The sequence below is a fragment of the Serratia sp. 1D1416 genome (assembly GCF_003641105.1).
Classification (GTDB): domain Bacteria; phylum Pseudomonadota; class Gammaproteobacteria; order Enterobacterales; family Enterobacteriaceae; genus Serratia; species Serratia ficaria.
This window is the reverse complement of sequence record NZ_CP032738.1, coordinates 3,836,257-3,860,681: the sequence shown is the minus strand read 5'-3', so window position 1 is coordinate 3,860,681 and position 24,425 is coordinate 3,836,257. Positions and strand designations below refer to the sequence as shown.

The 24,425-nt window shown below is 61.0% G+C and carries 23 protein-coding genes and 1 pseudogene; 14 read left to right on the top strand and 10 right to left on the bottom strand.

What is annotated here, in order from left to right; translation table 11 throughout:
* Positions 1 to 153 precede the first annotated feature (153 nt).
* On the bottom strand, positions 154 to 777 hold the full coding sequence (locus D7I37_RS18695) for a hypothetical protein (protein ID WP_061795481.1): 624 nt from the start codon (positions 775 to 777) through the stop codon (positions 154 to 156).
* A 221-nt stretch (positions 778 to 998) separates the two neighbouring features.
* Here D7I37_RS18695 and D7I37_RS18690 point away from each other — a divergent pair, with 221 nt between their 5' ends.
* A complete protein-coding gene (locus D7I37_RS18690) occupies positions 999 to 1,688 on the top strand; it encodes a MarC family NAAT transporter (protein ID WP_095097232.1) in 690 nt (229 codons plus the stop codon).
* Between the two features lie 64 nt (positions 1,689 to 1,752).
* On the opposite strand, the gene D7I37_RS18685 is transcribed toward D7I37_RS18690, so the two are convergent.
* From D7I37_RS18685 to D7I37_RS18665, 5 genes are all read right to left on the bottom strand, one after another.
* Positions 1,753 to 3,039 carry a hypothetical protein gene (locus D7I37_RS18685; RefSeq protein WP_061795531.1) on the bottom strand — a complete coding sequence of 429 codons (1,287 nt, stop codon included), beginning with the start codon at positions 3,037 to 3,039 and terminating at the stop codon, positions 1,753 to 1,755.
* A gap of 260 nt (positions 3,040 to 3,299) precedes the next feature.
* On the bottom strand, positions 3,300 to 4,637 hold the full coding sequence (locus D7I37_RS18680) for a cytochrome c (RefSeq protein ID WP_061795479.1): 1,338 nt from the start codon (positions 4,635 to 4,637) through the stop codon (positions 3,300 to 3,302).
* Positions 4,638 to 4,649: 12 nt separating this feature from the next.
* Positions 4,650 to 6,431 carry a GMC family oxidoreductase gene (locus D7I37_RS18675; protein ID WP_095097224.1) on the bottom strand — a complete coding sequence of 594 codons (1,782 nt, stop codon included), beginning with the start codon at positions 6,429 to 6,431 and terminating at the stop codon, positions 4,650 to 4,652.
* Between the two features lie 2 nt (positions 6,432 to 6,433).
* Positions 6,434 to 7,159 (bottom strand): gluconate 2-dehydrogenase subunit 3 family protein, encoded by a 726-nt coding sequence (locus tag D7I37_RS18670; RefSeq protein ID WP_061795477.1) that lies wholly within the window; start codon positions 7,157 to 7,159, stop codon positions 6,434 to 6,436.
* Between the two features lie 308 nt (positions 7,160 to 7,467).
* Positions 7,468 to 8,136, bottom strand: coding sequence for a transglycosylase SLT domain-containing protein (locus D7I37_RS18665; protein WP_061795476.1), 669 nt, complete (start codon positions 8,134 to 8,136; stop codon positions 7,468 to 7,470).
* 109 nt (positions 8,137 to 8,245) lie between these two features.
* On the opposite strand from D7I37_RS18665, the gene ghoS reads away from it, so the two are divergent.
* The 6 genes from ghoS (at position 8,246) to D7I37_RS18635 (ending at position 13,314) form a co-directional block, all read left to right on the top strand.
* The gene (ghoS, locus tag D7I37_RS18660) at positions 8,246 to 8,545 is read left to right on the top strand and encodes a type V toxin-antitoxin system endoribonuclease antitoxin GhoS (protein ID WP_061795475.1); all 300 of its coding nucleotides are present in this window, start codon (positions 8,246 to 8,248) and stop codon (positions 8,543 to 8,545) included.
* 132 nt (positions 8,546 to 8,677) lie between these two features.
* Positions 8,678 to 9,622, top strand: a complete 945-nt coding sequence (locus D7I37_RS18655) for a metal ABC transporter substrate-binding protein (RefSeq protein ID WP_095097221.1) — start codon at positions 8,678 to 8,680, stop codon at positions 9,620 to 9,622.
* Entirely contained in the window at positions 9,619 to 10,509 is an 891-nt protein-coding gene (locus tag D7I37_RS18650) for a manganese/iron ABC transporter ATP-binding protein (RefSeq protein WP_061795473.1), read from the top strand. The genes D7I37_RS18655 and D7I37_RS18650 overlap by 4 nt, the downstream gene beginning before the upstream one ends.
* Complete coding sequence (locus tag D7I37_RS18645) at positions 10,509 to 11,369, top strand: metal ABC transporter permease (protein ID WP_129544155.1); 861 nt, start codon at positions 10,509 to 10,511, stop codon at positions 11,367 to 11,369. The genes D7I37_RS18650 and D7I37_RS18645 overlap by 1 nt, the downstream gene beginning before the upstream one ends.
* Positions 11,369 to 12,229, top strand: a complete 861-nt coding sequence (locus D7I37_RS18640) for a metal ABC transporter permease (RefSeq protein WP_061795471.1) — start codon at positions 11,369 to 11,371, stop codon at positions 12,227 to 12,229. The genes D7I37_RS18645 and D7I37_RS18640 overlap by 1 nt, the downstream gene beginning before the upstream one ends.
* 215 nt (positions 12,230 to 12,444) lie before the next feature.
* The gene (locus D7I37_RS18635) at positions 12,445 to 13,314 is read left to right on the top strand and encodes a fructosamine kinase family protein (protein WP_061795470.1); all 870 of its coding nucleotides are present in this window, start codon (positions 12,445 to 12,447) and stop codon (positions 13,312 to 13,314) included.
* 38 nt (positions 13,315 to 13,352) lie between these two features.
* Here D7I37_RS18635 and D7I37_RS18630 read toward each other — a convergent pair whose 3' ends face one another.
* Complete coding sequence (locus D7I37_RS18630; protein WP_061795469.1) at positions 13,353 to 13,913, bottom strand: YniB family protein; 561 nt, start codon at positions 13,911 to 13,913, stop codon at positions 13,353 to 13,355.
* A 228-nt stretch (positions 13,914 to 14,141) separates the two neighbouring features.
* On the opposite strand from D7I37_RS18630, the gene hxpB reads away from it, so the two are divergent.
* The 5 genes and pseudogenes from hxpB to D7I37_RS18605 all read left to right on the top strand — a co-directional run bounded on the left by hxpB (position 14,142) and on the right by D7I37_RS18605 (position 19,043).
* Positions 14,142 to 14,807 carry a hexitol phosphatase HxpB gene (gene hxpB, locus D7I37_RS18625; protein ID WP_061795468.1) on the top strand — a complete coding sequence of 222 codons (666 nt, stop codon included), beginning with the start codon at positions 14,142 to 14,144 and terminating at the stop codon, positions 14,805 to 14,807.
* Positions 14,808 to 15,048: 241 nt separating this feature from the next.
* Positions 15,049 to 15,885, top strand: coding sequence for a 5-dehydro-4-deoxy-D-glucuronate isomerase (gene kduI / locus D7I37_RS18620; RefSeq protein ID WP_061795467.1), 837 nt, complete (start codon positions 15,049 to 15,051; stop codon positions 15,883 to 15,885).
* A gap of 60 nt (positions 15,886 to 15,945) precedes the next feature.
* A pseudogene (kduD, locus tag D7I37_RS18615) lies at positions 15,946 to 16,706 on the top strand (2-dehydro-3-deoxy-D-gluconate 5-dehydrogenase KduD).
* 214 nt (positions 16,707 to 16,920) lie between these two features.
* Positions 16,921 to 17,469: a metal-dependent hydrolase gene (locus D7I37_RS18610; protein ID WP_061795466.1), complete on the top strand. Its 549-nt coding sequence runs from the start codon at positions 16,921 to 16,923 to the stop codon at positions 17,467 to 17,469.
* Positions 17,470 to 17,651: 182 nt separating this feature from the next.
* The gene (locus D7I37_RS18605; protein ID WP_061795465.1) at positions 17,652 to 19,043 is read left to right on the top strand and encodes an L-cystine transporter; all 1,392 of its coding nucleotides are present in this window, start codon (positions 17,652 to 17,654) and stop codon (positions 19,041 to 19,043) included.
* A 63-nt stretch (positions 19,044 to 19,106) separates the two neighbouring features.
* On the opposite strand, the gene phnX is transcribed toward D7I37_RS18605, so the two are convergent.
* Both phnX and phnW read right to left on the bottom strand, forming a co-directional pair.
* Positions 19,107 to 19,916, bottom strand: coding sequence for a phosphonoacetaldehyde hydrolase (gene phnX / locus D7I37_RS18600; protein ID WP_129544154.1), 810 nt, complete (start codon positions 19,914 to 19,916; stop codon positions 19,107 to 19,109).
* An 8-nt stretch (positions 19,917 to 19,924) separates the two neighbouring features.
* Positions 19,925 to 21,028, bottom strand: coding sequence for a 2-aminoethylphosphonate--pyruvate transaminase (gene phnW / locus D7I37_RS18595; RefSeq protein ID WP_129544153.1), 1,104 nt, complete (start codon positions 21,026 to 21,028; stop codon positions 19,925 to 19,927).
* 143 nt (positions 21,029 to 21,171) lie between these two features.
* Here phnW and phnR point away from each other — a divergent pair, with 143 nt between their 5' ends.
* Positions 21,172 to 21,891 carry a phosphonate utilization transcriptional regulator PhnR gene (phnR, locus tag D7I37_RS18590; protein ID WP_061795463.1) on the top strand — a complete coding sequence of 240 codons (720 nt, stop codon included), beginning with the start codon at positions 21,172 to 21,174 and terminating at the stop codon, positions 21,889 to 21,891.
* Positions 21,892 to 21,978: 87 nt separating this feature from the next.
* Here the strand turns inward: phnR and kdgR are convergent, their stop codons facing one another.
* Complete coding sequence (kdgR, locus tag D7I37_RS18585; RefSeq protein ID WP_061795462.1) at positions 21,979 to 22,770, bottom strand: DNA-binding transcriptional regulator KdgR; 792 nt, start codon at positions 22,768 to 22,770, stop codon at positions 21,979 to 21,981.
* 232 nt (positions 22,771 to 23,002) lie between these two features.
* On the opposite strand from kdgR, the gene D7I37_RS18580 reads away from it, so the two are divergent.
* Positions 23,003 to 24,397, top strand: coding sequence for an MFS transporter (locus D7I37_RS18580; RefSeq protein ID WP_129544794.1), 1,395 nt, complete (start codon positions 23,003 to 23,005; stop codon positions 24,395 to 24,397).
* Positions 24,398 to 24,425 lie beyond the last annotated feature (28 nt).

Sequence of the window (24,425 nt, the reverse complement as noted above, 5' to 3'; positions counted from 1 at the left end):
AGTCAGTTAGGTTTCGGATCTCGCCCACAATTGCCAGATTGATACCTAACTTGGTACACAGAATGGAAAGCATACCTTCGCGGCCGTATTCGGCTAAGTGAATAGTATCACTAAAATTGTTCCGGATAAATAAACCGCCGCCTCGCCCGCGCTTCAGGGTTTGGCCGCATCGGCGCCGGCCGGGCTCTTCATATAGTCCAGCGTCGCCACCAGGCAGAAAGCATATCCCATCAGCTCGCAGCCCTCCTCCACCATGTTTTTCACCACCCGGTTGTAGCCCTCCAGCATCAGTTCCTGCCACAGCGCGTTCATGCCGAACAGCCGCGAGAACACCAGAATGCACAGCAGGCCGGCGCACATCATGCCGTAGCCGGGATGGGTCGTAAAATACACCAGGCCGCGCAGCGTGGCGGCCCGATGGCGCACGCCATACGCCAGGCAGGCCAGGGTCACCGCCAGGGCGAACCACACCCAGGCGCCATGCCACAGCAGGTCGAAGGCGAAATCCATCTCGCGGATCAGCATGCAGAGAAAAAAGCCGCCGACCAGCACCCATGCCGGCCGGTAAGCGACGTCTCGGCAGGCGGCGATAAAGAAGCTGGCCGAGATGGTAGCCAGCATCAGCTCCTGCGCAATCTCGGTCAGCGAGGTTTCATAGACGAAGTTATGCAGCCAGTGAACGTCGATAAAGATCAGGCCCGCCAGCGCCGCCAGAAACGCGCTGCAGAGCAGAAAACGACGAACTTTCCCCAGTAAAATAGACAGATCATGTTTCATGGCAAGACTCATTATTATTTAAAGCGCGCCCATGGTAGCGTCCCGGTCACGGCGGTCGTGGCAATTGGTGCGCAATAGCCGCGCTTCACCCTGCCCCCCGGTGAAAACGCCATAAATAACAAAAGCCCCGCCACCGCGGCGTTGCCGACGCCGGCGAGGCAGGCTACTCTTTGCTTTGCCGTCGCACGGCGGCTCACACTTTGCACAGGGAATCTGATGACATGACGAGTATTCTGCAGTTATTCCAGGCCATCGGACTGGGTTTGGTGCTGCTGCTGCCGCTGGCCAACCCGCTCACGACGGTGGCGTTGCTGCTCGGGCTGTCGGGCAACATGACGCGCGAAGAACGCAATCAGCAGTCGTTGATGGCGTCGGTCTACGTGTTCTTCATCATGACGGTGGCGTTCTACGCCGGTCAGGTGGTCATGAACACCTTCGGCATTTCCATTCCCGGCCTGCGCATCGCCGGCGGGCTGATCGTCGCCTTTATCGGCTTCCGCATGCTGTTCCCGCAGCAGAGCGCGGACGAGGCGCCGGAGGTGGAAAGCAAAACCCATGAGCTGCGCCAAAAAACCTCGACCAATATCGCCTTCGTGCCCTTGGCGATGCCCAGCACCGCCGGGCCGGGGACCATTGCGATGATCATCAGCTCCGCGTCGAGCGTCAAAGAAAACACGCTGGGATTCGCCCACTGGGTGCTGCTGGTGGCGCCGGTGGCGATCTTTCTGGCGGTGGCGGTGATCCTGTGGGTCTGCCTGCGCAGTTCCGGCGCCATCATGCGCCTGGTGGGCAAAAGCGGCATCGAGGCTATCTCGCGGCTGATGGGCTTCCTGCTGGTCTGCATGGGGGTGCAGTTCATTATCAACGGCGTGCTGGAGATTATCTCCACCTACGCGCCGGGCGCCGCCTGAGCAGAAAAAAGGGCGCGATAAATCGCGCTCTTTCTCGTCTATCCGCCGGCGGCGGCGGCGAACATCACACCAGGCCGTAAATCAGCGCCGACAGCGCAATCAGCCCCATCACCAGCACGAACGCGTTGCTCAGCGCCCGATAGCGGCGCATCGCCGGCACCGCGCGCACCGCATACATCGGCAGGATAAACAGGATCGCCGCAATCAACGGCCCGCTGATGGTCTCGATGATATGCAAGGCGCTGGGGTTCCACACCGTCGCCGCCCAGGTCAGCAGGAACAGCGCCACCGCAGAGATGCGGTGAGTCACCCGCGAGCTCAGCGGCTTGCCGACCGCGCGCGTCAGTCCGTCGATCAGGCTGGTCGCCCCTTCGGTCACGCCCAGCGAGGTGCCGAGGAAGGATTTGGCCATCGCCAGCATCGCCATCACCGGCCCGAGATAGGCAATCAGCGGATTGGAAAACTTGTTGGCCAGCGTCGTCAGCACGGTGATGTTTTGATCTTTCGCCTGCTGCATTTCCTCATGCGACAGGCTCAGTACGCAGCTGAAGACGAAAAACAGCACGGTGACGCAGATCAGCAGATAGCTGTAGCGCATGATGCGCGCGCAGCGGCGCTCTGCCAGCTCGCCATACAGGCTTTTTTGCGTGGAGGCGAAAGACGAGATGATCGGCGCATGGCTGAAGGAAAACACCATCACCGGCACCGCCAACCACAGCGAATGCCACAGCGCCGGGCTGTCGAACCGGGTATTGGCCAGGCCGCTGGCGAAGTTGGCGGTATTCCAGGTCGGCATCAGGTACAGCGAGATGCCCATCAGGAACACCAGCAGCGGGAACACCAGCATGCCCATCGCCGCCACGATGCTGTCCTTGCCGCGCAGCAGCACCAGATTTAACACCGTCACCACCGCCAGGCTCAGCCAGATGCGCGGCAACGGCGTCAGGTGGAACTGATGGATCAGGAAGCTGTCCAGCGCGTTAGTGATCGAAATGCTGTACACCAGCACGATCGGGAAAAACGCCATCAGGTACAGCACCATGATGATCTTGCCGGCCAGCACGCCGAAGTGTTCGACCACCACGTCGTGGATGTTGCCGTCGCGGCTCGAACCGGAAAGTACGAAGCGGCTCAGCGCCCGGTGCGGCAAATAGGTCAGCGGGAAAGCGAACAGCGCCATCAGCAACAGCACCAGCGGGCCGTTCAGGCCGGCGTTGATCGGCAGGAACAAGGTGCCTGCGCCCACCGCGGTGGCGTAGAGGCCGAACATCCAGACGGTGTCGGTCTTGTTCCATTTATTGGCCTGCTGAGCGGTCGCCAGCCGGCCTGAATCGGGAGAAATCGTACTCATGAGACAGTCTACCTTAATCTGCAGCGACAACGATTGCGCTTAACGGGATATCCTTCTCCGCGAGTTTTTTAATATTAATCAGATGATTAAAGCAATATTTCATACTTTTGCCTGACGGAAGGACGGCAAAGAATAATGAAAAATGCCGCCCGGGTCTATGTTTTGTCGGCTGACTGGGTGATTTGCGAGCAGAAAATGCTGTCAAAACCGGCTGAAGGCCGCAAAAACGGAGGGCCTCTTGCGAGGCCCTCAACAGGAGGTTACTTGTTGGCGTCCGGGTGATCCGGCACCGCGGCGCTGCCCATTTCGCGCTCGTCGCGGATCATCGAGCGGTCTTTACGCACGTCGGCCACGTCGGAGGCGCTCACCGGTTTGGCGCTGTTGCCCCAGCTGGAGCGGATGAAGTTCACCACATCCGCCACCTGCTGATCGTTCAGCCGCCAGCCGAACGGCGGCATGGTGATGTTGGATACCGCCCCTTTCACCGCCGGCGTGGTGTTGCCGGTCAGCACGATGTGGATCAGCGAAGTGGCGTCTTCGGTTTGCACCACCGGATTGCCCTTCAGCGCCGGGAAGGCGCGTTTGTAGCCCACGCCGTCGGTGCGGTGGCAGGCCGCGCAGTTATCGACGTACAGCGCCGCGCCCGGCTTGCTGTCGTTGCCGCGCCACAGGTCTTTGGCGACGCTGTCTTCCACCGGCGCCGCCTGCGGCTGGCCGCCTTTCGGCGGCAGCGATTTCAGGTAGCGCGAGATCGCCGTCAGATCTTCATCGCTCAGGTACTGCAGGCTGTGCTCCACCACGTCGCTCATGCCGCCGAACACGATCGACTTGTCGTTGCGGCCGGTTTTCAGGAACTCGGTCAGTTCGGCTTCGCTCCAGCTTCCCAACCCGTCTTGGCGATCGCTGCGCAGGCTCGACGCCACCCAGCCGTCGATCGGCGCATTGCTGCCGGACAGATAGTCGTCGCCGTCGTTATTGCTCAGCGCCTTCTCCTGCATGGTGATGCTGCGCGGCGTGTGGCAAGCGCCGCAGTGGCCCAGGCCTTCGACCAGATAACGGCCGCGTTCGATTACCGGGTCGGCCTTGGCGTCAGCCACAAAATCCGCCGGCGTCGGGGCAAAAATGCCGCGCCAGATGCTCAGCGGCCAGCGCATCGACAGCGGCCAGGGGATATCGGAGTCCTGGTTGGCCTGCTCCACCGGCGGCACGCCGTGCATGAAATAGGCGTACATGGCGCGCATGTCGTCCTCTTTCACCAGCGCGAACGACGGATACGGCATCGCCGGGTACAGGGTACTGCCGTTTTTGGCCACCCCTTTGCGCACCGCGTTGTCGAAATCTTCGAAGCTGTAATCGCCGATGCCGGTTTTCTTGTCCGGCGTGATGTTGGTGGAGTAAATGGTGCCGATCGGCGTTTCCATCGCCAGACCGCCGGCGAAGGTCTTACCGCTCTTGCCGTTGGTGTGGCAGGCCACGCAGTCGCCGGCGCGCGCCAGATACTCGCCGCGCTTGATCAGCTCGCTGCTGACCGTCGCGTCCTGCGCCCACGCGGAAAAACTCAGTGCACTGAGAACCAGTGCCGGTACAAATGCTTTCATCGCTCGCCGTCCTTATGCCTGCACCAATGGGCCCGGGTTCTTCAGATACTGCTCACGAATGGCGCGCGCAGACCAGTAAGCCAACGCGGCCACGGTGCCGGTCGGGTTGTAGCCCAGCCCCTGCGGGAAGGCCGATGCGCCGATCGAGAACACGTTGTGCACGTCCCAGCTCTGCAGATAGCGGTTCACCGCGCTGGTCTTCGGATCTTCCCCCATCACCGCGCCGCCGTTCATATGGGTGGTCTGGTAGCTGGTGGTGTCGAAGTGGCTGTTGGCGTTTTTCGGGCTGCCGGCGATCAGTTTCGGGTTCATCGCCTTGGCGATCGGCGCCATCTTGTCGTACATGAACTGCGCCATCTTGACGTCGTTTTCCTGCCAGTCGAAGGTCATGCGCAGCAGCGGCTGGCCAAACACATTCTTGTAGTTGGGATCGAGGTCCAGATAGTTGTTGCGGTACGACTGATGCGCGCCATGGGCGTCCATCGAGATGTGGTGGGTATAGGCATCCGCCACCGCCGCCTTCCACTTGCTGCCCCAGGCTGGGGTGCCCGGCGGGGTCGGCAGGCCGGAGATCGGCTTGGTGCCCGCCTGGTTGACCCAGAACGGCGAACCGCCGACGAAGCCTTCTTTGGCGTGGTCGAAGTTGTCGGCGTTGAAGTCGTCCACGCCCACGCCGTTGCCGCCGGCGCCGATGAACGGGTTGGTGAACACGTCCTTATCGAAGAACGCCTTGATGGTGGTCATGTTCTGGTAGGCGAAATTGCGCCCGACCACCCCTTCGCCGGTCACCGGATCGTAAGGCTTGCCGATGCCCGACAGCAGCATCAGGTGCACGTTGTGGAACTGGAACGCGCCCAGGATCACCAGCTCGGCCGGCTGTTCGATTTCACGGCCCTGCGCGTCGATATAGTTAACCCCGGTGGCGCGGGACTTGTCGTCGGTCAGGTTGACCTTCAGCACGTTGGCGTTGGTGCGCAGCTCGAAGCGTTTCTCCATGCGCAGCGCCGGCAGAATGTTGACGTTCGGCGAAGCCTTGGAATACATGTAGCAGGCATAGCCGCTGCAGAAACCGCAGAAGTTGCATGGCCCCATCTGCGCGCCGTACGGGTTGGTGTACGAATCGGAGGTGTTGGCGGAAGGCAGGTTATAGGGATGATAGCCCACTTCCAGCGCCGCCTTCTCGAACAGCTGGGCGGAGAAGGTATTCTTCTGCGCCGGCAGCGGGAAATCGCTGGAACGGTCGGCCGCGAAGCGGTTGCCGCCCTTCTGCGCTACCTTCTGCCCCTTGATGGTCCAGGCGGTGCCGGAGGTGCCGAACACTTTTTCCGCCTTGTCGAAGAAGGGTTCCAGCTCGTCGTAGGTGACGCCGAAGTCCTGAATGGTCATGTCCTTCGGAATAAAGCCTTTGCCGTAGCGTTCTTCGTAGTGGCTGCGCATGCGCAGCTCGATCGGATCGACGCGGAAATGCACGCCGGACCAATGCAGCCCCGCGCCGCCCACGCCGGTGCCCGGCAGGAACGCCGCCAGCTGGCGGTAAGGCACCGCGGTCTGGCTGCCGTTGTGGCGAATGGTCACCGTGCTTTTCGACAGATCCTGGAACAGCTTGCGGCGGATGTTATAGGTCAGTTCGTCGATCACCTGCGGATACGAGCCGTCCGGGTAGGTGTCGCGCATCGGGCCGCGCTCCAGCGCCACTACGTTGAGACCGGCCTCGGTCAGCTCTTTGGCCATGATCGCGCCGACCCAGCCGAAGCCGACGATCACCGCGTCTACTTTTTTCATTACCGTTGCCATGGTTAGCCTCTCTCCCCACGAATTGATACCGGTGGGAAGGGATATCGCTCCCCTCGCTCAACCCAGTCCATAAAGTCGGCGCGCGCGCCGGGAAAATTAATCAGCTTCCAGCCGACCATGTCTTTATTGCCGCCATGGATCGGATCGCTGAAGAAACCTTCGCGGGCGTTTTGCAGCAGGTAAGAGAAAAACAGCTTGGCGGGCAGCTGGTCGAATTGCGCATCGCCGGACTCAAACTTCTGCAGCATGGCGTCTTGCTGCGCGGCGTCCAGCTCGGCAAACGGCTTGCCGGCGGTTTTTTTGCTGTAGGCGTCGGCGTCGGCGATGCCGAGGTTGTAAATCTGCTTCGGCACCAGCGGCAGCTGGTAGCCCATTTCCTTCGGCGCGTCCGGGTTGAACGGCCCCTGCATATACCAGATCGATCCGGTGGCGTACGGGGTGTTCATCTGGCGATCGATAAACTCCGGCACGCCGGCTTCCAGCGCGCCGGGGCCGCGCTCGTCGGCCGGGATCAGCCGCGCCACGGCCGCCTTGACGAACGCCCACTCTTCAGGGGTGAAGAAGGTCGGTTGGTAATCGGGGTGTTTTTCGGTGTCTGTTGCGGCAACCGCGGGGGCCGAGGCCGTCAGGGCGCTAACGCCGCTGCCGCCGATCACCGCCGCGGGAATTAAGGTCATCGATTTCAGCAGGAAATCGCGCCGTGAATTGTTAGTTTTATCGTCCGACATGTCACATTCCATCCAAAGATAATCACAACTATTTAACCTCAACCTTGCGGTCGATACGGGTTTTTAAAATAATTTGTTACTTATTTGTATATTTATTGAAGACCAGAATGTGAGCGACGGCAAAAATGTTACCGGTAACTTGCTGAATAAACGTAAAGATTTTGTCGTTAATGTAAATTTAACTTTTCGTGCGGTTTTTCAGGTAACAGGATGGGAAATAACAAGAAATGAGAGATGGGTCGCTATTTTGCCGGTGATTGAACCTAAAAACGGCCGCTTGAAGCGGCCGTTTCTTGCACTGGATGGGGTTACTGCGACATCGCCTGATAGGCGGTGGTCACCTTCCACAAATAGCGCGGCGCCTGCGGGGCCGGGTGCTTTTTCTGGATGTGCTGATAAAACTCATCCGGGCTCATCTGGTTGATGCGGTTCACCGCCACCCGCTTGTCGGACGAAAAGGTGCGCAGCATGGCGCCCGCGCCGTTGACATAAGAAACGATGGTCGCGTAACGCAGGGTCTGTGGGTTGTTGATCCCGGCTAGCTGCTGGCTTTGAAGAATATTGATATAGGCCGTTCCCAGATCAATATTGACCGCCGGATCCTTCAACTCGCGCGAGCTTGGCTGCCCGTTCCTTCCCTTCATCCGATAGGCGTCGCGCCCGGCGGTAGACGCCTTGAGCTGCATTAATCCCACCGCGTTCGAGGTGCTGACCACATTCGGGTTAAACCCCGACTCCACCTGAATAATCGCCTTAATCAAGGTTTCATCAACGCCATAGTTGCTGGCGGCCTGACGAATATAATCGTTATAGGCTACCGGCGTGCCCGTACGGTTTACCGGTGCCTGCGGCGGGGGCTGCTTTAGCCAACCGCCGCGCGGGGTGCCACTGCCTGAAATGGTACTTGCCGTTTGCGGGTCTTTGGCGCACCCCGACAAAAGCAGAATTGCCGTCAGACAACCTATTTTTGTTTTCACAGAATCCCTCACTCCTTTCAATGAGTTGCGTAGCATATACAACTTGTAAGGACGCCTGCATTAATTTTTTGGACTAATATCAAGCTATCCATATACCAAGAGGTGATTTATGAGTCAATCCGCAACAACGTGCTTTGTGGTGACTTTTCACTACCAGGAAGCAGGATTAACCGATTTGGCCAAGCTGACCGGGCAATTGACCCGCGAAGGATTTGTCACGTCGGTGACAGACGAAAGTGGCGTTCACCACGAACTGGGCAGCAACAGTTTTGGTTTTATAACCGTGTTGAATCAAGAAGATGTGCAACAGCTGGCCCAGGGCCTCGGGCAGGTTGCCCTGGGAAAAACGCCGGAGGTGGAGATCTTCACCTATGATGACTACGTTAAGCGGTTACATACGGATACATAAAATGCTATAACTCACCTGACGGTATCATTTTTTTCAGTTGGGGAAATAACCTGCCGTCAACCTGCAGGTGACGCTTGACTTTGCTTTAATTGATATTGATAATCATTTTCATTTGAGCCAGGAGATGTCACCATGCTATTGAAAAGTTGTGCCTTTCCCCCTAGTCGCCCGCCGCGCACCGCGGCTGTTTTTCGCCCTTTCGCCCTGCTGTGCCTGTTGCTGAGCGCCGCGCTGGTCAGCCAAACCGCGTTGGCGGAGAAAAAGCTGCGGGTGGTGACCACCTTCACCATTATTCAGGACATCGCGCAGAACGTCGCGGGCGACGCCGCAGTGGTCGAATCCATCACCAAACCGGGCGCCGAGATCCACGATTACCAGCCGACGCCGCGCGATATCGTCAAGGCGCAGCACGCCGACCTGATCCTGTGGAACGGCATGAACCTGGAACGCTGGTTCCAGCGTTTCTTCGAAAACATCAAACAGGTGCCGGCGGCGGTGGTGACCGACGGCATTACCCCGCTGCCGATCCGCGAAGGCCCGTACAACGGCAATCCGAACCCGCACGCCTGGATGTCGCCGAGCAACGCGCTGGTGTATATCGAAAACATCCGTAAAGCGCTGGTGCAGCACGATCCGGCCAATGCGGAAATCTACAACCGCAACGCCAAGGCCTACGCCGCCAGGATAGGCGCGCTGGACGCACCGCTGCGCGAACGCCTGTCGCGTATTCCGGCGGCCCAGCGCTGGCTGGTCACCAGCGAAGGCGCCTTCAGCTATCTGGCGAAGGATTATGCGCTGAAAGAAGTGTATCTGTGGCCGATCAACGCCGATGAGCAGGGGTCGCCACAGCAGGTGCGCCGGGTGATCGACGCGGTGCGCGCCCACAGTATTCCGGTGGTGTTCAGCGAGAGCACCATTTCCGACAAGCCGGCCAGGCAGGTGGCCAAAGAAACCGGCGCCAAATACGGCGGCGTGCTGTATGTCGACTCGCTGTCGGCCCAGGGCGGCCCGGTACCGACCTATATCGATCTGCTCAAGGTCACCGTAGAAACCATCGCTAAAGGATTCAATCAATGAGCACCGAGGTTTTTGTTCGCCCTGAGCTGAGCGTGGACGACGTGACCGTGACCTACAACAATGGCCATACCGCGATCCACAACGCCAGCTTCAGCCTCAGCGGCGGCTCGATCTGCGCGCTGGTCGGCGTCAACGGCAGCGGCAAGTCGACGCTGTTCAAAAGCATCATGGGGCTGGTCCGCCCCACCGCCGGGCGGGTGCTGCTAAGCGAAAGGCCGGTGGCGGACGCGCTGAAGAAAAACCTGATCGCCTACGTGCCGCAAACCGAGGACGTCGACTGGAACTTTCCGGTGCTGGTGGAAGACGTGGTGATGATGGGCCGCTACGGCAAGATGAACTTTCTGCGCATTCCCTCGAGGGAAGATCGGCTGAGGGTCGACAAGGCGCTGGAGCGCGTCGGCCTGAGCGATCTGCGCACCCGGCAGATCGGCGAGCTGTCCGGCGGCCAGAAGAAGCGCGTGTTTCTGGCGCGGGCGCTGGCGCAGCAGGGCACGGTGCTGCTGCTCGACGAGCCCTTCACCGGGGTTGACGTCAAGACCGAAAACGCCATTATCGACCTGCTGCGGGCGCTGCGCGACGAAGGCCACCTGATCCTGGTCTCTACCCACAACCTCGGCAGCGTACCGGAATTCTGCGACCGGGTGATCCTGATCAACCGCACGGTGCTGGCCGCCGGCCCGACCGAAACCACCTTCACCCAGAGCAACCTGGAGCAGGCGTTCGGCGGCGTGCTGCGCCATATCAACCTGTCCGGGCCGGACCTGCATGACGACAACGATCCGCGCACCGTCACGGTGCTGACCGATGACGAGCGGCCGGCGGTGTTCTATGGCCACACCAAGAGCGATCCGCCGACGCAAAGCCAGCAAAAGGAGAAACAACCCTGATGCTGGAACTTCTGCTGCAACCCTTCAGCTACAACTACATGGTGAAAGCCATCTGGGTCAGCGCCATCGTCGGCGCCGCCTGCGCGTTCCTGTCGGCCTACCTGATGCTGAAAGGCTGGTCGCTGATGGGCGATGCGCTGTCGCATTCGGTGGTGCCCGGCGTGGCCGGCGCCTATGCCCTCGGCCTGCCCTACGCCGCCGGCGCCTTCTTCACCGGCATGCTGGCGGCGCTGGCGATGACGCTGGTGCGCCACGTCACCCGACTGCGGGAAGATGCGATCATCGGCTTCATCTTCTCCACCTTCTTCGCCGTCGGCCTGCTGATCGTCTCGCTCAACCCGACCTCGGTCAACGTGCAGTCGATCATTTTCGGCAATATCCTCGGCATCGCCGACGAAGACGTGCTGCAGGTCGAGATCATCATCGGCGTTTCTCTGCTGATCCTCTGCCTGGTGTGGAAAGACCTGCTGGCGGTGTTCTTTGACGAAAGCCACGCGGTGTCGATCGGCCTGTCGCCGCTGCGGCTGAAGATCCTGTTCTTCACCCTGCTCAGCGCCTGCACCGTGGCGGCGCTGCAAACCGTCGGCGCCATCCTGGTGATCGCCATGGTGATCACCCCGGGGGCGACCGCCTACCTGCTGACCGACCGTTTCAGCCGCTTGGTGATCACCGCCATCGTTATCGGCTCGCTGACCAGCGGCATCGGCGCCTACCTGAGCTTCTTCCTCGACGGCGCCACCGGCGGCGTGATTGTCACCCTGCAGACCCTGGTATTCCTGGCGGCGTTCTTCTTTGCGCCCAAGCACGGCCTGCTGGCGTCCAAACGCCGCGTAGCGCGCGAACACACCGGAGGCCACTGATGGAAAACCTGTATCAACTGCTCAGCGAGCCTTTCGCCTACCCGTTTATGCAGCGGGCGATTATCGCCGCCATCGTGACCGGCGTGGTATGCGCGGTGCTGTCTTGCTATCTGGTGCTCAAGGGCTGGTCGCTGATGGGCGACGCCATCTCGCACGCGGTGTTGCCCGGCATCGTGGTGGCGTTCGTGGTCGGCATTCCCTTGGCCATCGGCGCGTTTCTCTCCGGCATTTTCTGCGCGGTGGCCACCGGCTACCTGAAAGAAAACAGCCGGGTGAAGGAAGATACGGTGATGGGCATCGTCTTCTCCGGCATGTTCGCCTTCGGGCTGGTGCTGTTTTCGCGTATCGATACCGATCAACACCTGAGCCATATCCTGTTCGGCAACATGCTGGGCATCACCGACGGCGAGCTGAAGCAAACGTTGGCGATCGCCGGCATCACCCTGGCGGTGGTGCTGCTGAAGCGCAAAGACTTTATGCTTTACTGCTTCGATCCCCATCATGCGCGGGTGATTGGCCTGCCGGTGAAAGCGCTGCATTACGGGCTGCTGTGCCTGCTGGCGATGACCATCGTCGCCTCGCTGCAGGCGGTGGGGGTGATTCTGGTGATCGCCATGCTGATAGCCCCGGGAATTATCGCCTTTATGCTGTGCCGCAGCTTCGACCGCATGCTGATCGCCGCGACGGTCGTTTCGGTTATCTCCTGCGTGCTCGGCACGTTGATCAGCTTCCACATCGACGGCGCCACCGGCCCCTGCATCGTTATCGTTCAGGCGATTTTCTTTGTTATCGCTCTGTTTTACAGCAAGCTACGCCCGTTACAGCGTCACCAAAATCCGCTGGTTAACCGCAAGTCCTGATGGCGCCGCAGCGGCGGGTTCCCGCCTCAGCCGCTGCGCGCCCCGCCAACCGCGACCAGAGTTGCGCGTAAAACAATCAATAGGGTATATACTTTGTGCAGGCGCGCTGATGAAAAAATCGCCGCCCGTTGGCGCCAGCTGTGCGCCACGTCGAGTTTTCACCCAGGGAAAGACGCTAACCTAATGAATTCACAGGCAGCACAGAGGGGGATACCATGTGGCAAGCCGTTAGCCGTCTGTTAAGTGAACATCTTGGCAGCGCAGAGATCCGCGAAAGGACTGAACTGCCCGGGGGAGACATTCACCCGGCGTGGCGCGTGAGTTACGGTGATAGCGAGGTGTTTGTGAAATGCGACGCCCGCGAACAACTGCCGATTTTTACCGCCGAGGCCGACCAGCTGGCGCTGCTGGCGCGCAGCAAGACCGTGCGGGTGCCGGAGGTGTACGGCGTCGGCAGCGACCGCGACTACAGCTTCCTGCTGCTGGAGTATCAGCAGCTCAAACCCCTCGACGCCCATGGCGCCTATTGTCTCGGCCAGCAGTTGGCGCACCTGCATCAGTGGAGCGAACAGCCGCAGTTCGGCCTCGATTTCGACAACGACCTGACCACGACCCCGCAGCCCAATGCCTGGCAGCGCCGCTGGTCGGAGTTTTTCGCCGAACAGCGCATCGGTTGGCAGCTGCAGCTGGCGGCGGAAAAAGGCATGACCTTCGGTGATATCGAGGAGATAGTCGATTTGGTGTACCTGCGGCTGCAGCACCACCAGCCGCAGCCCTCCCTGCTGCACGGCAATCTGTGGCCGGCCAACTGCGGCATGACGGCCGACGGCCCGATCCTGTTCGATCCGGCCAGCTACTGGGGCGATCGGGAGTGCGATCTGGCGATGCTGCCGCTGTACCCGGAACTGCCGCCGCAGATATACGACGGCTATCAAAGCGTTTGGCCGCTGGAAAGCGGGTTTATCGATCGCCAGCCGCTGTATCAGCTGTATTACCTGCTCAACCGCAGCAACCTGTTTGGCGGCCAGCATCTGGTCATCGCGCAGCGCGCGGTCGATGCGCTGCGGCAGCAGGAAACGCAGTAAAGCGCGACGGGGCGCCGTTGGCGCCCCGTCGCGGGTGATCAGGCCGCGCCGGCCAGTTGCCCGAGCAAGCGGATCACGAACCAGGCGACCACCGCAATGACCACCGGCAAGATATACAGCGGGAAATACTGCAGGAAAATGCTGTGGTGCGGCAGCGTGATGCGCGCTTCAAGCTGCTCGCGGGTATGCCCTTCGCTGCCCTTGGCCTGCTCCAGAATCATCTGGTCCTCCAGCCCTTCGCGGATGAACTTCACCTGGCGCGACATGCGCGCGCCGGAGGCACGCAGCGCCAGCCCAACGAAGATCAGAAAATAAATGATGATGAACATCAGATTGGCGCCGCTGAACAGGCTTTTATCCACGTCGGGCACCGGCGAGTTGTACCAGAAGAGGTTAAGGAATGGCGTATTGAAGCGCACCATGTCCACCATCACGTGCACGAAATCCAGCATCACCGCGTTGATGCCCTTGGTTTTTTCACTGTGCTGATAAACAAACCCCAGCAGCGAAATCAGCGTCGACAGCAACGCCGGGATAAAAACCACCCACCCGAGAATGCGTTTCACAATGGCGATGCGCCCGGCCTGTTGATACGTCATGTGTTCCCCTTGTTAGCGACGTAACCTAATCGGCTAAGTCTACCCGTAGTTGGCAAGACTCGCCCACCGTTTTCTTTACTTCGGCTGTGCCACCCGCCTGGCCAGAGAATTCGAAATCAACCGCTTACCCGCAACCGCACCGCCAAAAGCGTTATGCCATTTGAACCCACCGGTGTCGATGCTAAAGTAACGGGCACATTCACCGGCATCGGCAGGAGTTCACCGTTAATGGCCTATTCGCAACGCATTGAAACCGCAATTTTTGATATGGACGGCTTGTTGATCGACTCGGAGCCGCTGTGGCTGCAGGCCGAATTGGACATATTCGGCGCGCTGGGGCTGGATCTTTCCGATCGCCACAAGCTGCCGGACACCCTGGGCCTGCGCATCGATTTGGTGGTGAAGATGTGGTACCAGGCGATGCCGTGGCAAGGCCCGTCGCTGGAACAGGTTTCCGCGCGCATCATCGAGCGTGCCATCGAGCTGGTGCATGAAACGCGTCCGCTGCTGCCCGGCGTGCGCCAGGCGCTGGAGCTGTGCCGCAGCCAGGGTCTGAATATCGGCCTGGCCTCCGCCTCGCCGCTGCATATGCAGCAGCAGGTGTTGAAGATGTTTGATTTGGCAGGCTACTTCGATCAGCTGGTGTCCGCCGAATATCTGCCCTACAGCAAGCCGCATCCGGAAGTGTACCTGATCGCCGCCGAACGCCTGGGCAGCGATCCGCTGCGCTGCGTCACGCTGGAGGACTCGTTCAACGGCATGATCGCCACCAAGGCGGCGCGCATGCGCTCCATCGTCATTCCGGCCGCCGAATACCGGCAGGACCCGCGCTGGGCGCTGGCGGACCACCGGCTGGACAGCCTGGAGCAGTTGACCCCCGAGTACTTCGCCTGATCCCGCGGCGCCGGCCGGCGCCGCCTCCCTCTCCCTGCTCGCCCCTTCATTTTCAGAAAAAAGACTTACGTCAAAAAATAAATAAAACATTATTTCATTTTTATTGAATTAGCATGCCGAGGCCTCTATGCTGAAGGCAACAGGAAAGCGCCGGGCGGCGGGAGGCCGTTGTCACTGCCACGCAGCGCCGCCGGTTGCCCGGTTGCTTTCCCTACACACCTTCACTCTGAGAGGCATTGCGATGGACGTCCGTCAAAGCATTCACAGCGATCACGCCAAACAACTCGACACCGCCGGCCTGCGCCGTGAGTTTCTGATTGAAAAAATATTCGAAGCCGATACCTACACCATGACCTACAGCCATATCGACCGCATCATCGTCGGCGGCATCATGCCGATCGGCAAAGCGGTCAGCATCGGCGGTGAAGTGGGCAAACAGCTGGGCGTCAGCTATTTTCTGGAGCGGCGCGAACTGGGCGCGATCAACATCGGCGGCGCCGGCAAGATTGTCGTCGACGGCGAAAGCTACGAAATCGGCCCGGAAGAGGCGCTGTATGTCGGCCAGGGCGCCAAAGAGGTCGAATTCAGCAGCCTGGATCCGGCCAGGCCGGCCAAGTTCTATTACAACAGCGCACCGGCCCACACTCACTACCCCAACAAAAAAATCACCCTGGCCGAGGCTTCGCCGCAGACGCTGGGCGATGACGCCACCAGCAATCGCCGCACCATCAACAAGTTTATCGTGCCGGACGTGCTGCCGACCTGCCAGCTCACCATGGGCCTGACCAAGCTGGCGGAGGGCAACCTGTGGAACACCATGCCGTGCCACACCCATGAACGCCGCATGGAGGTCTATTTCTACTTCGATATGGACGACGAAACCGCGGTATTCCACATGATGGGCCAGCCGCAGGAAACCCGGCATCTGCTGGTGCACAACGAGCAGGCGGTGATCTCGCCGAGCTGGTCGATCCACGCCGGCGTCGGCACCAAGCGATACACCTTTATCTGGGGCATGGTGGGCGAAAACCAGGTATTTGGCGACATGGACCACCTCGCCGTCAGCGAACTGCGCTGATCTCCTTTTCCCCGATAACCGGCCGCACGGCGCCTTGCCGTGCGGTGAGAGAGCATGGCTATGATCCTTGATTCCTTCGACTTAAGCGGCAAAGTGGCGCTGGTGACCGGCTGCGATACCGGGCTCGGCCAGGGCATGGCGGTGGGCCTGGCGCAGGCCGGCTGCGACATTATCGGCGTCAACCGCAGCAACCCGCAGCAGACCCGAGAGCAGGTGCGCGCGCTAGGCCGCCGTTTCCTCAGCCTGAATGCCGATCTGAGCAGCATCGCGGTGATCCCGCCGCTGATCGAGCAGGCGGTGGCCGAATTCGGCCGCATCGATATTCTGGTGAACAACGCCGGCATTATTCGCCGCGAAAACGCCATCGATTTCAGCGAAAAGGACTGGGACGATGTGATGAACCTGAATATCAAGACGCTGTTCTTTATGGCGCAGGCGGTGGCGCGGCAGTTTATCCGCCAGGGCGGCGGCGGCAAGATCATTAATATCGCCTCGATGCTGTCCTACCAGGGCGGCATCCGCGTGCCCTCTTATACCGCCTCCAAGAGCGCGGTGATGGGCGTGACGCGCCTGCTGGCCAACGAATGGGCGCAGCACGGCATCAACGTCAACGCCATAGCGCCGGGCTATATGGCCACCAACAACACGCAGCAGCTGCGCGCCGATGAAGAACGCAATCAGGAGATCCTCGAGCGCATTCCCGCCGGGCGCTGGGGTCTGCCGCAGGATATGGGGGGCCGGCGGTGTTTTTGGCGTCGGCGGCCTCGGACTATGTCAACGGCTACACGCTGGCGGTCGACGGCGGCTGGCTGGCACGCTGAAAATACGCCGTCTGGCGACGCCGCTTCGAGCCCTGCATGCAGGGCTTTTTTATTTGCGCGACGCCAAAAACGGCCACGCGTTAGTCAACGGAGTAACAACCTGTTGTAAATCCGGGGAAAATAAACAATTGGTTACAGGGTAACTGCTTCCACTACTGGGAATTTTCCCATATACTGGATAAATTAACAGTTTACCAGCCGGAATAGCAACAGCATGACCGCGGAAGGACACCTTATATTCTCTGTCGCTTGCGCGATCTTCGCCAAGAAGGCCGAGGTCACCCCGGAACTGGCCACCGGCGACTGGTGGCACATCATCCCGGCCGCGCTGCTGACTTCGCTGCTGCCCGATATCGATCACCCCAAATCGGTGCTGGGCCAGCGCCTGCGCTGGATAGCCATTCCCATCGCCCGCGCCTTCGGCCACCGCGGCTTCACCCACAGCCTGCTGGCGATCGCCGGCGGCATGGCGCTGTTCCAACTGGACGTGCCGCGCAGCTGGCCCATCCCACCCGACGTGTTGCACGCCATGATCATCGGTTATTTCAGCCACCTGCTGGCCGATATGCTCACCCCCGCCGGCGTGCCGCTGCTGTGGCCCTGCCGCTGGCGTTTTCGCCTGCCGCTGCTGAATTCGCAAAAAGGCAATCAGCTGGAGCGCGCCCTGTGCCTTTGCCTGGTCGCCTTCGCCATCTATTGGCAAGGCGGATGCACCATCCCGGTGCAATCGTATTTCGAGCAGATAAAAAATATCAAACTGTGATCGCGATCGCCGACTAATTAATCATCAGAAAGAATATTAATTAAACAAATATAAACAAAAAGCTATATCAAATTCCATTTGGATATAAGTAGGCCATTCACCAAACTGTTAGGATATTGGCATCGCTACAGGCTGGTGCGTAGCCATTTTTATATAAGAAAAGATTATTGGAGACATTGGGGATGAATCTTCCGCTCGTAATTAACGTGGTGGTCTTTGTCGCCCTCCTTTTGCTGTTGGCGCAAACTCGCCACAAGCAATGGAGCCTGGCGAAAAAAGTATTGGTCGGTCTGGCGATCGGCGTGGTGTTCGGTCTGGCGCTGCAGCTGGTATACGGCTCCGACAACCCGGTACTGAAAGAGTCCATCAGCTGGTTCAACATCGTCGGCAACGGCTATGTGCAACTGCTGCAAATGATCGTGATGCCTTTGGTGTTCGCCTCGATCCTGAGCGCGGTCGCCAAGCTGCATAACGCGTCGTCGTTGGGCAAAATCAGCTTCCTGACCATCGGCACCCTGCTGTTCACCACGCTGATTTCAGCGCTGGTCGGCGTGTTGGTGACCAACCTGTTCGGCCTGACCGCCGAAGGCCTGGTGCAGGGCGCGCAGGAAAGCGCGCGTCTGTCGGCGATCCAGAGCAACTACGTGGGCAAACTGGCCGACCTGACCGTACCGCAGATGGTGCTGTCCTTTATTCCCAAAAACCCGTTCGCCGACCTGACCGGCGCCAGCCCGACCTCGATCATCAGCGTAGTGATCTTCGCCACCTTCCTCGGCGTGGCCTCGCTGCAGCTGCTGAAAGACGACAAGCCGAAAGGCGAGCGCGTGCTGGTGGCTATCGATACCCTGCAGGCCTGGGTAATGAAGCTGGTTCGCCTGGTGATGAAGCTGACCCCGTACGGCGTGCTGGCGCTGATGACCAAAGTGGTCGCCGGCTCCAACATCCACGACATCGTCAAGCTCGGCAGCTTCGTGATCGCGTCCTACCTCGGTCTGGCGATCATGTTTGCGGTACACGCCGCGCTGCTGGCCTTTACCGGCGTCAATCCGATGAAGTTCTTCCGCAAGGTATGGCCGGTCATCACCTTCGCCTTCACCAGCCGCTCCAGCGCCGCCAGCATTCCGCTGAACGTTGAGGCGCAGACCCGCCGTCTGGGCGTGCCGGAATCCATCGCCAGCTTCTCGGCTTCGTTCGGCGCCACTATCGGCCAAAACGGTTGCGCGGGCCTGTACCCGGCGATGCTGGCGGTGATGGTTGCGCCGACCGTCGGCATCAACCCGCTGGATCCGGTGTGGATCGCCACCCTGGTCGGCATCGTCACCATCAGCTCCGCCGGCGTGGCCGGCGTTGGCGGCGGCGCCACCTTCGCCGCGCTGATCGTGCTGCCGGCGATGGGCCTGCCGGTCACGCTGGTCGCCCTGCTGATTTCGGTCGAACCGCTGATCGACATGGGCCGCACCGCGCTGAACGTCAACGGCTCCATGGCTGCCGGCACCATCACCAGCCAGCTGATGAAGCAGACCGACAAAGCCATTATGGACAGCGAAGACGAAGTGGAACTGGCGCACCGCTAAGCCCGCGTCTGCCGAAATAAAAAACCGGGGCCATCCCCGGTTTTTTATTGCCTGCAAATAACGCTATGGCCGCTCGCCCGCCGCCAACCGCCGGTTGATATCGGCGATCACCCCCGGCAGCTGCGCCAGCGTATCGATCACGTAGTGCGCACCCGCCGCGTACAGTTTGTCCGCCGCCGCCGCACGCCGCCGTTCCACCTCCGCCGCCGCCATCCGCCGGTACTCCCGCAGGCTGGCGCCAAATTCGTTGCCGGACACCGCCAGGCCAACGCTCCACATGCCGGCGTTCAGCCCCTCGGCGATGCCGGGCAGCGCATCGTCCACCTTCACGCAGTGCGCCACCGCATCGACGCCCAGGGCTATCATGTTTTGCAGCGCCATCCAGGGGCCAGGGCGGCCGCCGGCGGCCAGATCGTCGGTCGCCACCCAATAATCCGGCGCGTAGCCGCGCGCCGCCGCCGCCGGCGCCAGCACCTCCATCACCGCCCGCGGGTAGCCGGAACAGGAACCGATCTTGATGCCCTGTTCGCGCAGCCCGGCAATCACCTGCGGCACGCCGTCGATCGGATCGGCGAAATCGGCCACTTTGGCTTGCTGCAGCGGCATAAAGGCCTGATACAGCGCGTCGATGTCCTGCCGGCTCATCGAACGCCCCAGCCGTCGCCGCCAGCGTTCATCCACCGCCGCCAGCTTGCCCAGCGCCTCAATGTGCTGCCACTTCCCCAGCCCCATCGGAATGCGCGCTTCCGCCAGGCTGATGTCGATATCGAAGGTCTGTTTGAACGCCTCGACAAAAATCTGCGTCGGCGCGAAGGAGCCGAAATCCACCGTAGTGCCGGCCCAGTCGAGAACCACTGCGTTAATCTTGTTCATGCTCATCCTTACCGCTCCCAGTACATCGCCTGCCCGACCGCGGCCAGCAAAAGTTCGATATCCTGCAGGTAAATCTCGCCGATGTTGCCGATGCGGAAGCAGTCGCTTTGCGACACCTTGCCGGGGTAAATCACGAACCCCTGCTGCTTCAGCCGCCGATAGAACTCGGCGAAGCGGTAGGTTGGCGCCTGCGGGGAATGAAACGCGGTGATGATCGGCGAATGTAGCGCATCATCCAGCAGAGGGGCAAAGCCCAGGCCGCGCATGCCTGCCACCAGCCGCCGCTGATTGGCCTGATAACGCCGGTGGCGCGCCGCGACGCCGCCCTCCTGCTCCAGCTCGCGCAGCGCCTGCGCAAAGGCCAGCACCGTGTGGGTCGGCGAGGTGAAACGCCATTTGCCGCCATGGTCCTCCATGCAGCGCCACTGCGCATACAGGTCCAGCGACAGCGAGCGCGAGCGACCGGCGCACTTCTCCAGCTCGCGGCGGCGCGCGATGACGAAGGCGAAGCCCGGCACGCCTTGAATGCATTTGTTGGCGGAGCTGATCAGGAAGTCGATGCCGAGCGCGTCCACGTCCAGCGGGATGCCGCCAAAGCTGCTCATGGCGTCGACGATAAAGGTTTTGCCGTTGCGCGCCGCCAGCCCGGCCACCTTCTGCAGCGGGTTAAGCATGCCGGTGGTGGTCTCACAGTGCACCATGGCGATATGGCTGATGCGCGCGTCGCTTTTCAGCACCGCCTCCAGCGCCGCGACGTCGGGTTCGTTCACCTCGCCGCAGTCAAAGACCCGATGCCCGATATCCATCAGCCGCGCCATTTCGGCCATGCGCGCGCCGTAGGCGCCGTTATTGACGATCAGCAGCTTGTCCTGCGGGCCGATGACCGTGCCCAACACGCCCTCCACCGCGAAGCTGCCGCTGCCCTGCAGCAGCACCGCGGTGTAACCGGCGGATTGCGTCGCCAGCGCCACCAGCTGCCGGCGAATGCTCTGCACCACGCCGAGGTTATAGTCTTCATCCCAGGTGCAGCTGTCGAACAGCATCGTCTGTTTCACCCCGTCGGAGGTGGTCAGCGGACCGGGAGTTAACAGCAGGTAGTTACGATCGGACATGTTTTTCACCAATTGGTCTATACCAGATGGCGATGATTGTGGCGGTAAATTCGCCCCCGGGTCAAACGGCAAAGCGCGGTGAAACAAAAAATTCATCAGCGGATGTATAATAGGCGCGTGCCGGAATGCCATAGCGAGATGAAATGAAACAACATCAGGGCGAGATGCCCCACTACCTGCAGATCAAGGATCAGCTCCAGGCGCGCATCAGCCGCGGCGCACTGCAGGCCGGCGACAAGCTGCCTTCGGAGCGCGAACTGTGCGCCCTCTTCTCCACCACCCGCGTCACCATCCGCGAGAGCCTGGCGCAGCTGGAGGCCACCGGCGTCATTTATCGCGCCGATCGCCGCGGCTGGTTTGTCACGCCGGCGCGGCTATGGCTGGATCCCACCCAGAACACCAACTTCCACAGGCTGTGCCAGGAACAGGGGCGCACGCCGCGCACGGCGCTGTTGTCCGCCGAGCGAACCAGGGTGCCGCCCGAGGTGATGCCGCCGCTGGCGCTAGAGCCATTCGATCACATCTACCTGCTGCGTCGGGTGCGTTACGCCGATGAGCGCGCCATCTGCTATTGCGAAAACCACTGCCTGCCGCAGCGGGTACCGGAACTGCTCGGCCGGGATCTCAACGGCAGCCTGACCGAGATCTATCAGCAGCACTACGGTCTGATCTACAGCAGCATGCACCTGTCGTTCTATCCGACCGCCTTGCCTTACGGCGCCGCCCGCGCGCTGGGAGCCATGGTCGGGCTGCCGGCACTGCTGCTGCGCCGGCTGAACTACGACCAGCACGGCCGCATTCTCGACTTCGATATCGAATACTGGCGCCACGACAGCCTGCGCATCGAGGTCGATACGCTGTAGCGCTTGCGCGCGCCATTGGCCGGGGCAAAAAAAACCGACGCGCCGTGGGTTACGGGGCGTCGGCGGTATCTTGAACGGCTCTGCCGGTCAGAACGGGTAGTCGTGGTAACCCTGCTGCTCGGAAATGTTGCGCGCGGCGGTATGCAGCCGCTTCACGTAATCGGCCTTGGCGTCTTCGGAGAAGCGCAGCGTCGGGAACGAGATGCTCAGCCCGGCGGTCACCACGCCAAAGCGGTCGAACACCGGCACCGCGATGCAGCGCAGCCCTTCCTCCTGCTCTTCCACATCCTCGCCAAAGCCCTGCGCGCGCACCTGTTCCAGCACCGGCAACAGTTCGGCGGCGCTGCCCAGGGTATGCGCGGTGCTGCGGGTGAACTCGACCTGCGACAGGATCTCGTCCACCTCCGCGCGATCGCGCCAGGCCAGCAGCACCTTGCCGATCGCGGTGCTGTGCAGCGGGTTGCGGCGGCCGATGCGCGAATACATGCGCAAATTGTACATCGAGTCGATTTTATGGATATAGACGATGCTGTCTTCATCCAGCGCCCCGAGGTGAATGGTTTCGCGGGTATGGTTTGACAGCTCGCGCATCTGGACGTCGGCGCTGCGGATCAGATCGACGTTTTGCAGCGACTTGGCGCCCAGTTCAAACAGCTTCAGCGTCAGCGCATACTTTTCCGACTCGCCTTCCTGCGACACATAGCCCAGCGATTTCATGGTCTGCAGAAAACGGTAGACGGTGCTCTTGGACATCATCACCCGCTGGGAAAGCTCGGTAATGCCAATCTCGCGCTCGTCGCCGAGCGCCTGCAGGATACCGAACACCTTCATTACTGATGAAACAGAATCCGGCTGTTTGTCTGTATCAGTGATAGCCATGGTAAATATCCTACGCTGCTGTTTCTGTTTTAAGAAATTTGAACACGGGTTTCAGTATAAGCGGAACGCCCAACGCCGCGCAATGCGCGGGCCGGATAAATGCCTGAGGTTAAATGGATAAACCGCCATCGGCTAACCGGCGCTTACAATTATCCGCATAATGGGCATGCAATCGCAGACCAAGATGATTAGCATGGTAATACTCCCCCGGATTAACACCTTCGAGACCAACATGCGTTCTTGTACCGACGGCCTCCCCGTCCCGCAGCGCTATGGCGCCATTCTCGCCATCGCCCTGGGCATCACCGTTTCCGTACTCGACGGCGCCATCGCCAACGTGGCGCTGCCGACCATCGCCCGCGACCTTAACGCCAGCCCGGCCAGCTCCATCTGGGTGGTCAACGCCTATCAGTTGGCGATCACCATCTCGCTGCTGTCGCTGGCCTCGCTCGGCGACCTGGTCGGCTACCGCCGCATCTACCAGGCCGGCCTGCTGGTATTCAGCATCACCTCGCTGTTCTGCGCCCTGTCCGATTCGCTGGTCACCCTGACCATCGCCCGGGTGCTGCAGGGCTTTGGCGCCGCGGCCATCATGAGCGTCAACACCGCGCTGATCCGCATTATTTATCCGCAGCGCTTCCTCGGCCGCGGCATGGGCATCAATTCGCTGATCGTGGCCTTTTCCTCGGCGGCCGGGCCGACGGTGGCGGCGGCTATCCTGTCGGTGGCCTCCTGGCAATGGCTGTTCGCCATCAACCTGCCGATCGGCATCGTCGCGCTGCTGCTGGGCATGAAGTTCCTGCCGGCCAATAGCCAGAAAAGCAGCAATCAACGCTTCGATCCCACCAGCGCGTTGCTGAACGCCCTGACCTTTGGCCTGCTGATCACCGCCATCAGCGGTTTTGCCCAGGGCCAAAGCCTGGCGCTGATCTTCGGCGAGATCGCCGCGCTGCTGGCGATTGGCGGGGTCTTCGTCCGCCGTCAACTGCGTCAACCGTTCCCGCTGCTGCCGGTCGATCTGCTGCGCATTCCGATCTTCGCCCTGTCGATGGGCACCTCAGTCTGTTCATTCGCCGCGCAGATGCTGGCGATGGTGTCGCTGCCGTTCTTTTTGCAGGGCACGCTGGGGCGCGACGAGGTGGCCACCGGGCTGCTGCTGACGCCGTGGCCGCTGGCGATTATCGTGATGGCCCCCATCGCCGGCCGGCTGGTAGAACGCGTGCACGCCGGGCTGCTGGGCTGTATCGGGCTGGCGGCGTTCGCGCTGGGGCTGTTCCTGCTGGCGCTGCTGCCGGACCGCCCGTCCGATCTGGACATCATCTGGCGCATGGCGCTGTGCGGCGCCGGCTTTGGGCTGTTCCAGTCGCCCAATAACCACACCATTATCTCCGCCGCGCCGCGCAACCGCAGCGGCGGCGCCAGCGGCATGCTCGGCACCGCCCGCCTGCTGGGGCAAACCTCAGGCGCGGCGCTGGTGGCGCTGATGTTCAATCTGTTCCCCAGCGCCGGCACCCACGCTTCGTTGATCCTGGCGGGCGTATTCGCCAGCCTGGCGGCGGCGGTAAGCAGCCTGCGCATCACTCAGCCGCGGGCGCAGCCGGCCGAAGCCCCTCAGCAAAGCAAATAGCGGCGATAAAAAAACCCCGGCAAGCCGG

Coding starts and splice junctions, on each gene's coding strand:
- D7I37_RS18695 (WP_061795481.1), bottom strand. CDS start 777: ATGAAACATGATCTGTCTATTTTACTGGGGAAAGTTCGTCGTTTTCTG.
- D7I37_RS18690 (WP_095097232.1), top strand. CDS start 999: ATGACGAGTATTCTGCAGTTATTCCAGGCCATCGGACTGGGTTTGGTG.
- D7I37_RS18685 (WP_061795531.1), bottom strand. CDS start 3,039: ATGAGTACGATTTCTCCCGATTCAGGCCGGCTGGCGACCGCTCAGCAG.
- D7I37_RS18680 (WP_061795479.1), bottom strand. CDS start 4,637: ATGAAAGCATTTGTACCGGCACTGGTTCTCAGTGCACTGAGTTTTTCC.
- D7I37_RS18675 (WP_095097224.1), bottom strand. CDS start 6,431: ATGGCAACGGTAATGAAAAAAGTAGACGCGGTGATCGTCGGCTTCGGC.
- D7I37_RS18670 (WP_061795477.1), bottom strand. CDS start 7,159: ATGTCGGACGATAAAACTAACAATTCACGGCGCGATTTCCTGCTGAAA.
- ghoS (WP_061795475.1), top strand. CDS start 8,246: ATGAGTCAATCCGCAACAACGTGCTTTGTGGTGACTTTTCACTACCAG.
- D7I37_RS18655 (WP_095097221.1), top strand. CDS start 8,678: ATGCTATTGAAAAGTTGTGCCTTTCCCCCTAGTCGCCCGCCGCGCACC.
- D7I37_RS18650 (WP_061795473.1), top strand. CDS start 9,619: ATGAGCACCGAGGTTTTTGTTCGCCCTGAGCTGAGCGTGGACGACGTG.
- D7I37_RS18645 (WP_129544155.1), top strand. CDS start 10,509: ATGCTGGAACTTCTGCTGCAACCCTTCAGCTACAACTACATGGTGAAA.
- D7I37_RS18640 (WP_061795471.1), top strand. CDS start 11,369: ATGGAAAACCTGTATCAACTGCTCAGCGAGCCTTTCGCCTACCCGTTT.
- D7I37_RS18635 (WP_061795470.1), top strand. CDS start 12,445: ATGTGGCAAGCCGTTAGCCGTCTGTTAAGTGAACATCTTGGCAGCGCA.
- D7I37_RS18630 (WP_061795469.1), bottom strand. CDS start 13,913: ATGACGTATCAACAGGCCGGGCGCATCGCCATTGTGAAACGCATTCTC.
- hxpB (WP_061795468.1), top strand. CDS start 14,142: ATGGCCTATTCGCAACGCATTGAAACCGCAATTTTTGATATGGACGGC.
- kduI (WP_061795467.1), top strand. CDS start 15,049: ATGGACGTCCGTCAAAGCATTCACAGCGATCACGCCAAACAACTCGAC.
- D7I37_RS18610 (WP_061795466.1), top strand. CDS start 16,921: ATGACCGCGGAAGGACACCTTATATTCTCTGTCGCTTGCGCGATCTTC.
- D7I37_RS18605 (WP_061795465.1), top strand. CDS start 17,652: ATGAATCTTCCGCTCGTAATTAACGTGGTGGTCTTTGTCGCCCTCCTT.
- phnX (WP_129544154.1), bottom strand. CDS start 19,916: ATGAACAAGATTAACGCAGTGGTTCTCGACTGGGCCGGCACTACGGTG.
- phnW (WP_129544153.1), bottom strand. CDS start 21,028: ATGTCCGATCGTAACTACCTGCTGTTAACTCCCGGTCCGCTGACCACC.
- phnR (WP_061795463.1), top strand. CDS start 21,172: ATGAAACAACATCAGGGCGAGATGCCCCACTACCTGCAGATCAAGGAT.
- kdgR (WP_061795462.1), bottom strand. CDS start 22,770: ATGGCTATCACTGATACAGACAAACAGCCGGATTCTGTTTCATCAGTA.
- D7I37_RS18580 (WP_129544794.1), top strand. CDS start 23,003: ATGCGTTCTTGTACCGACGGCCTCCCCGTCCCGCAGCGCTATGGCGCC.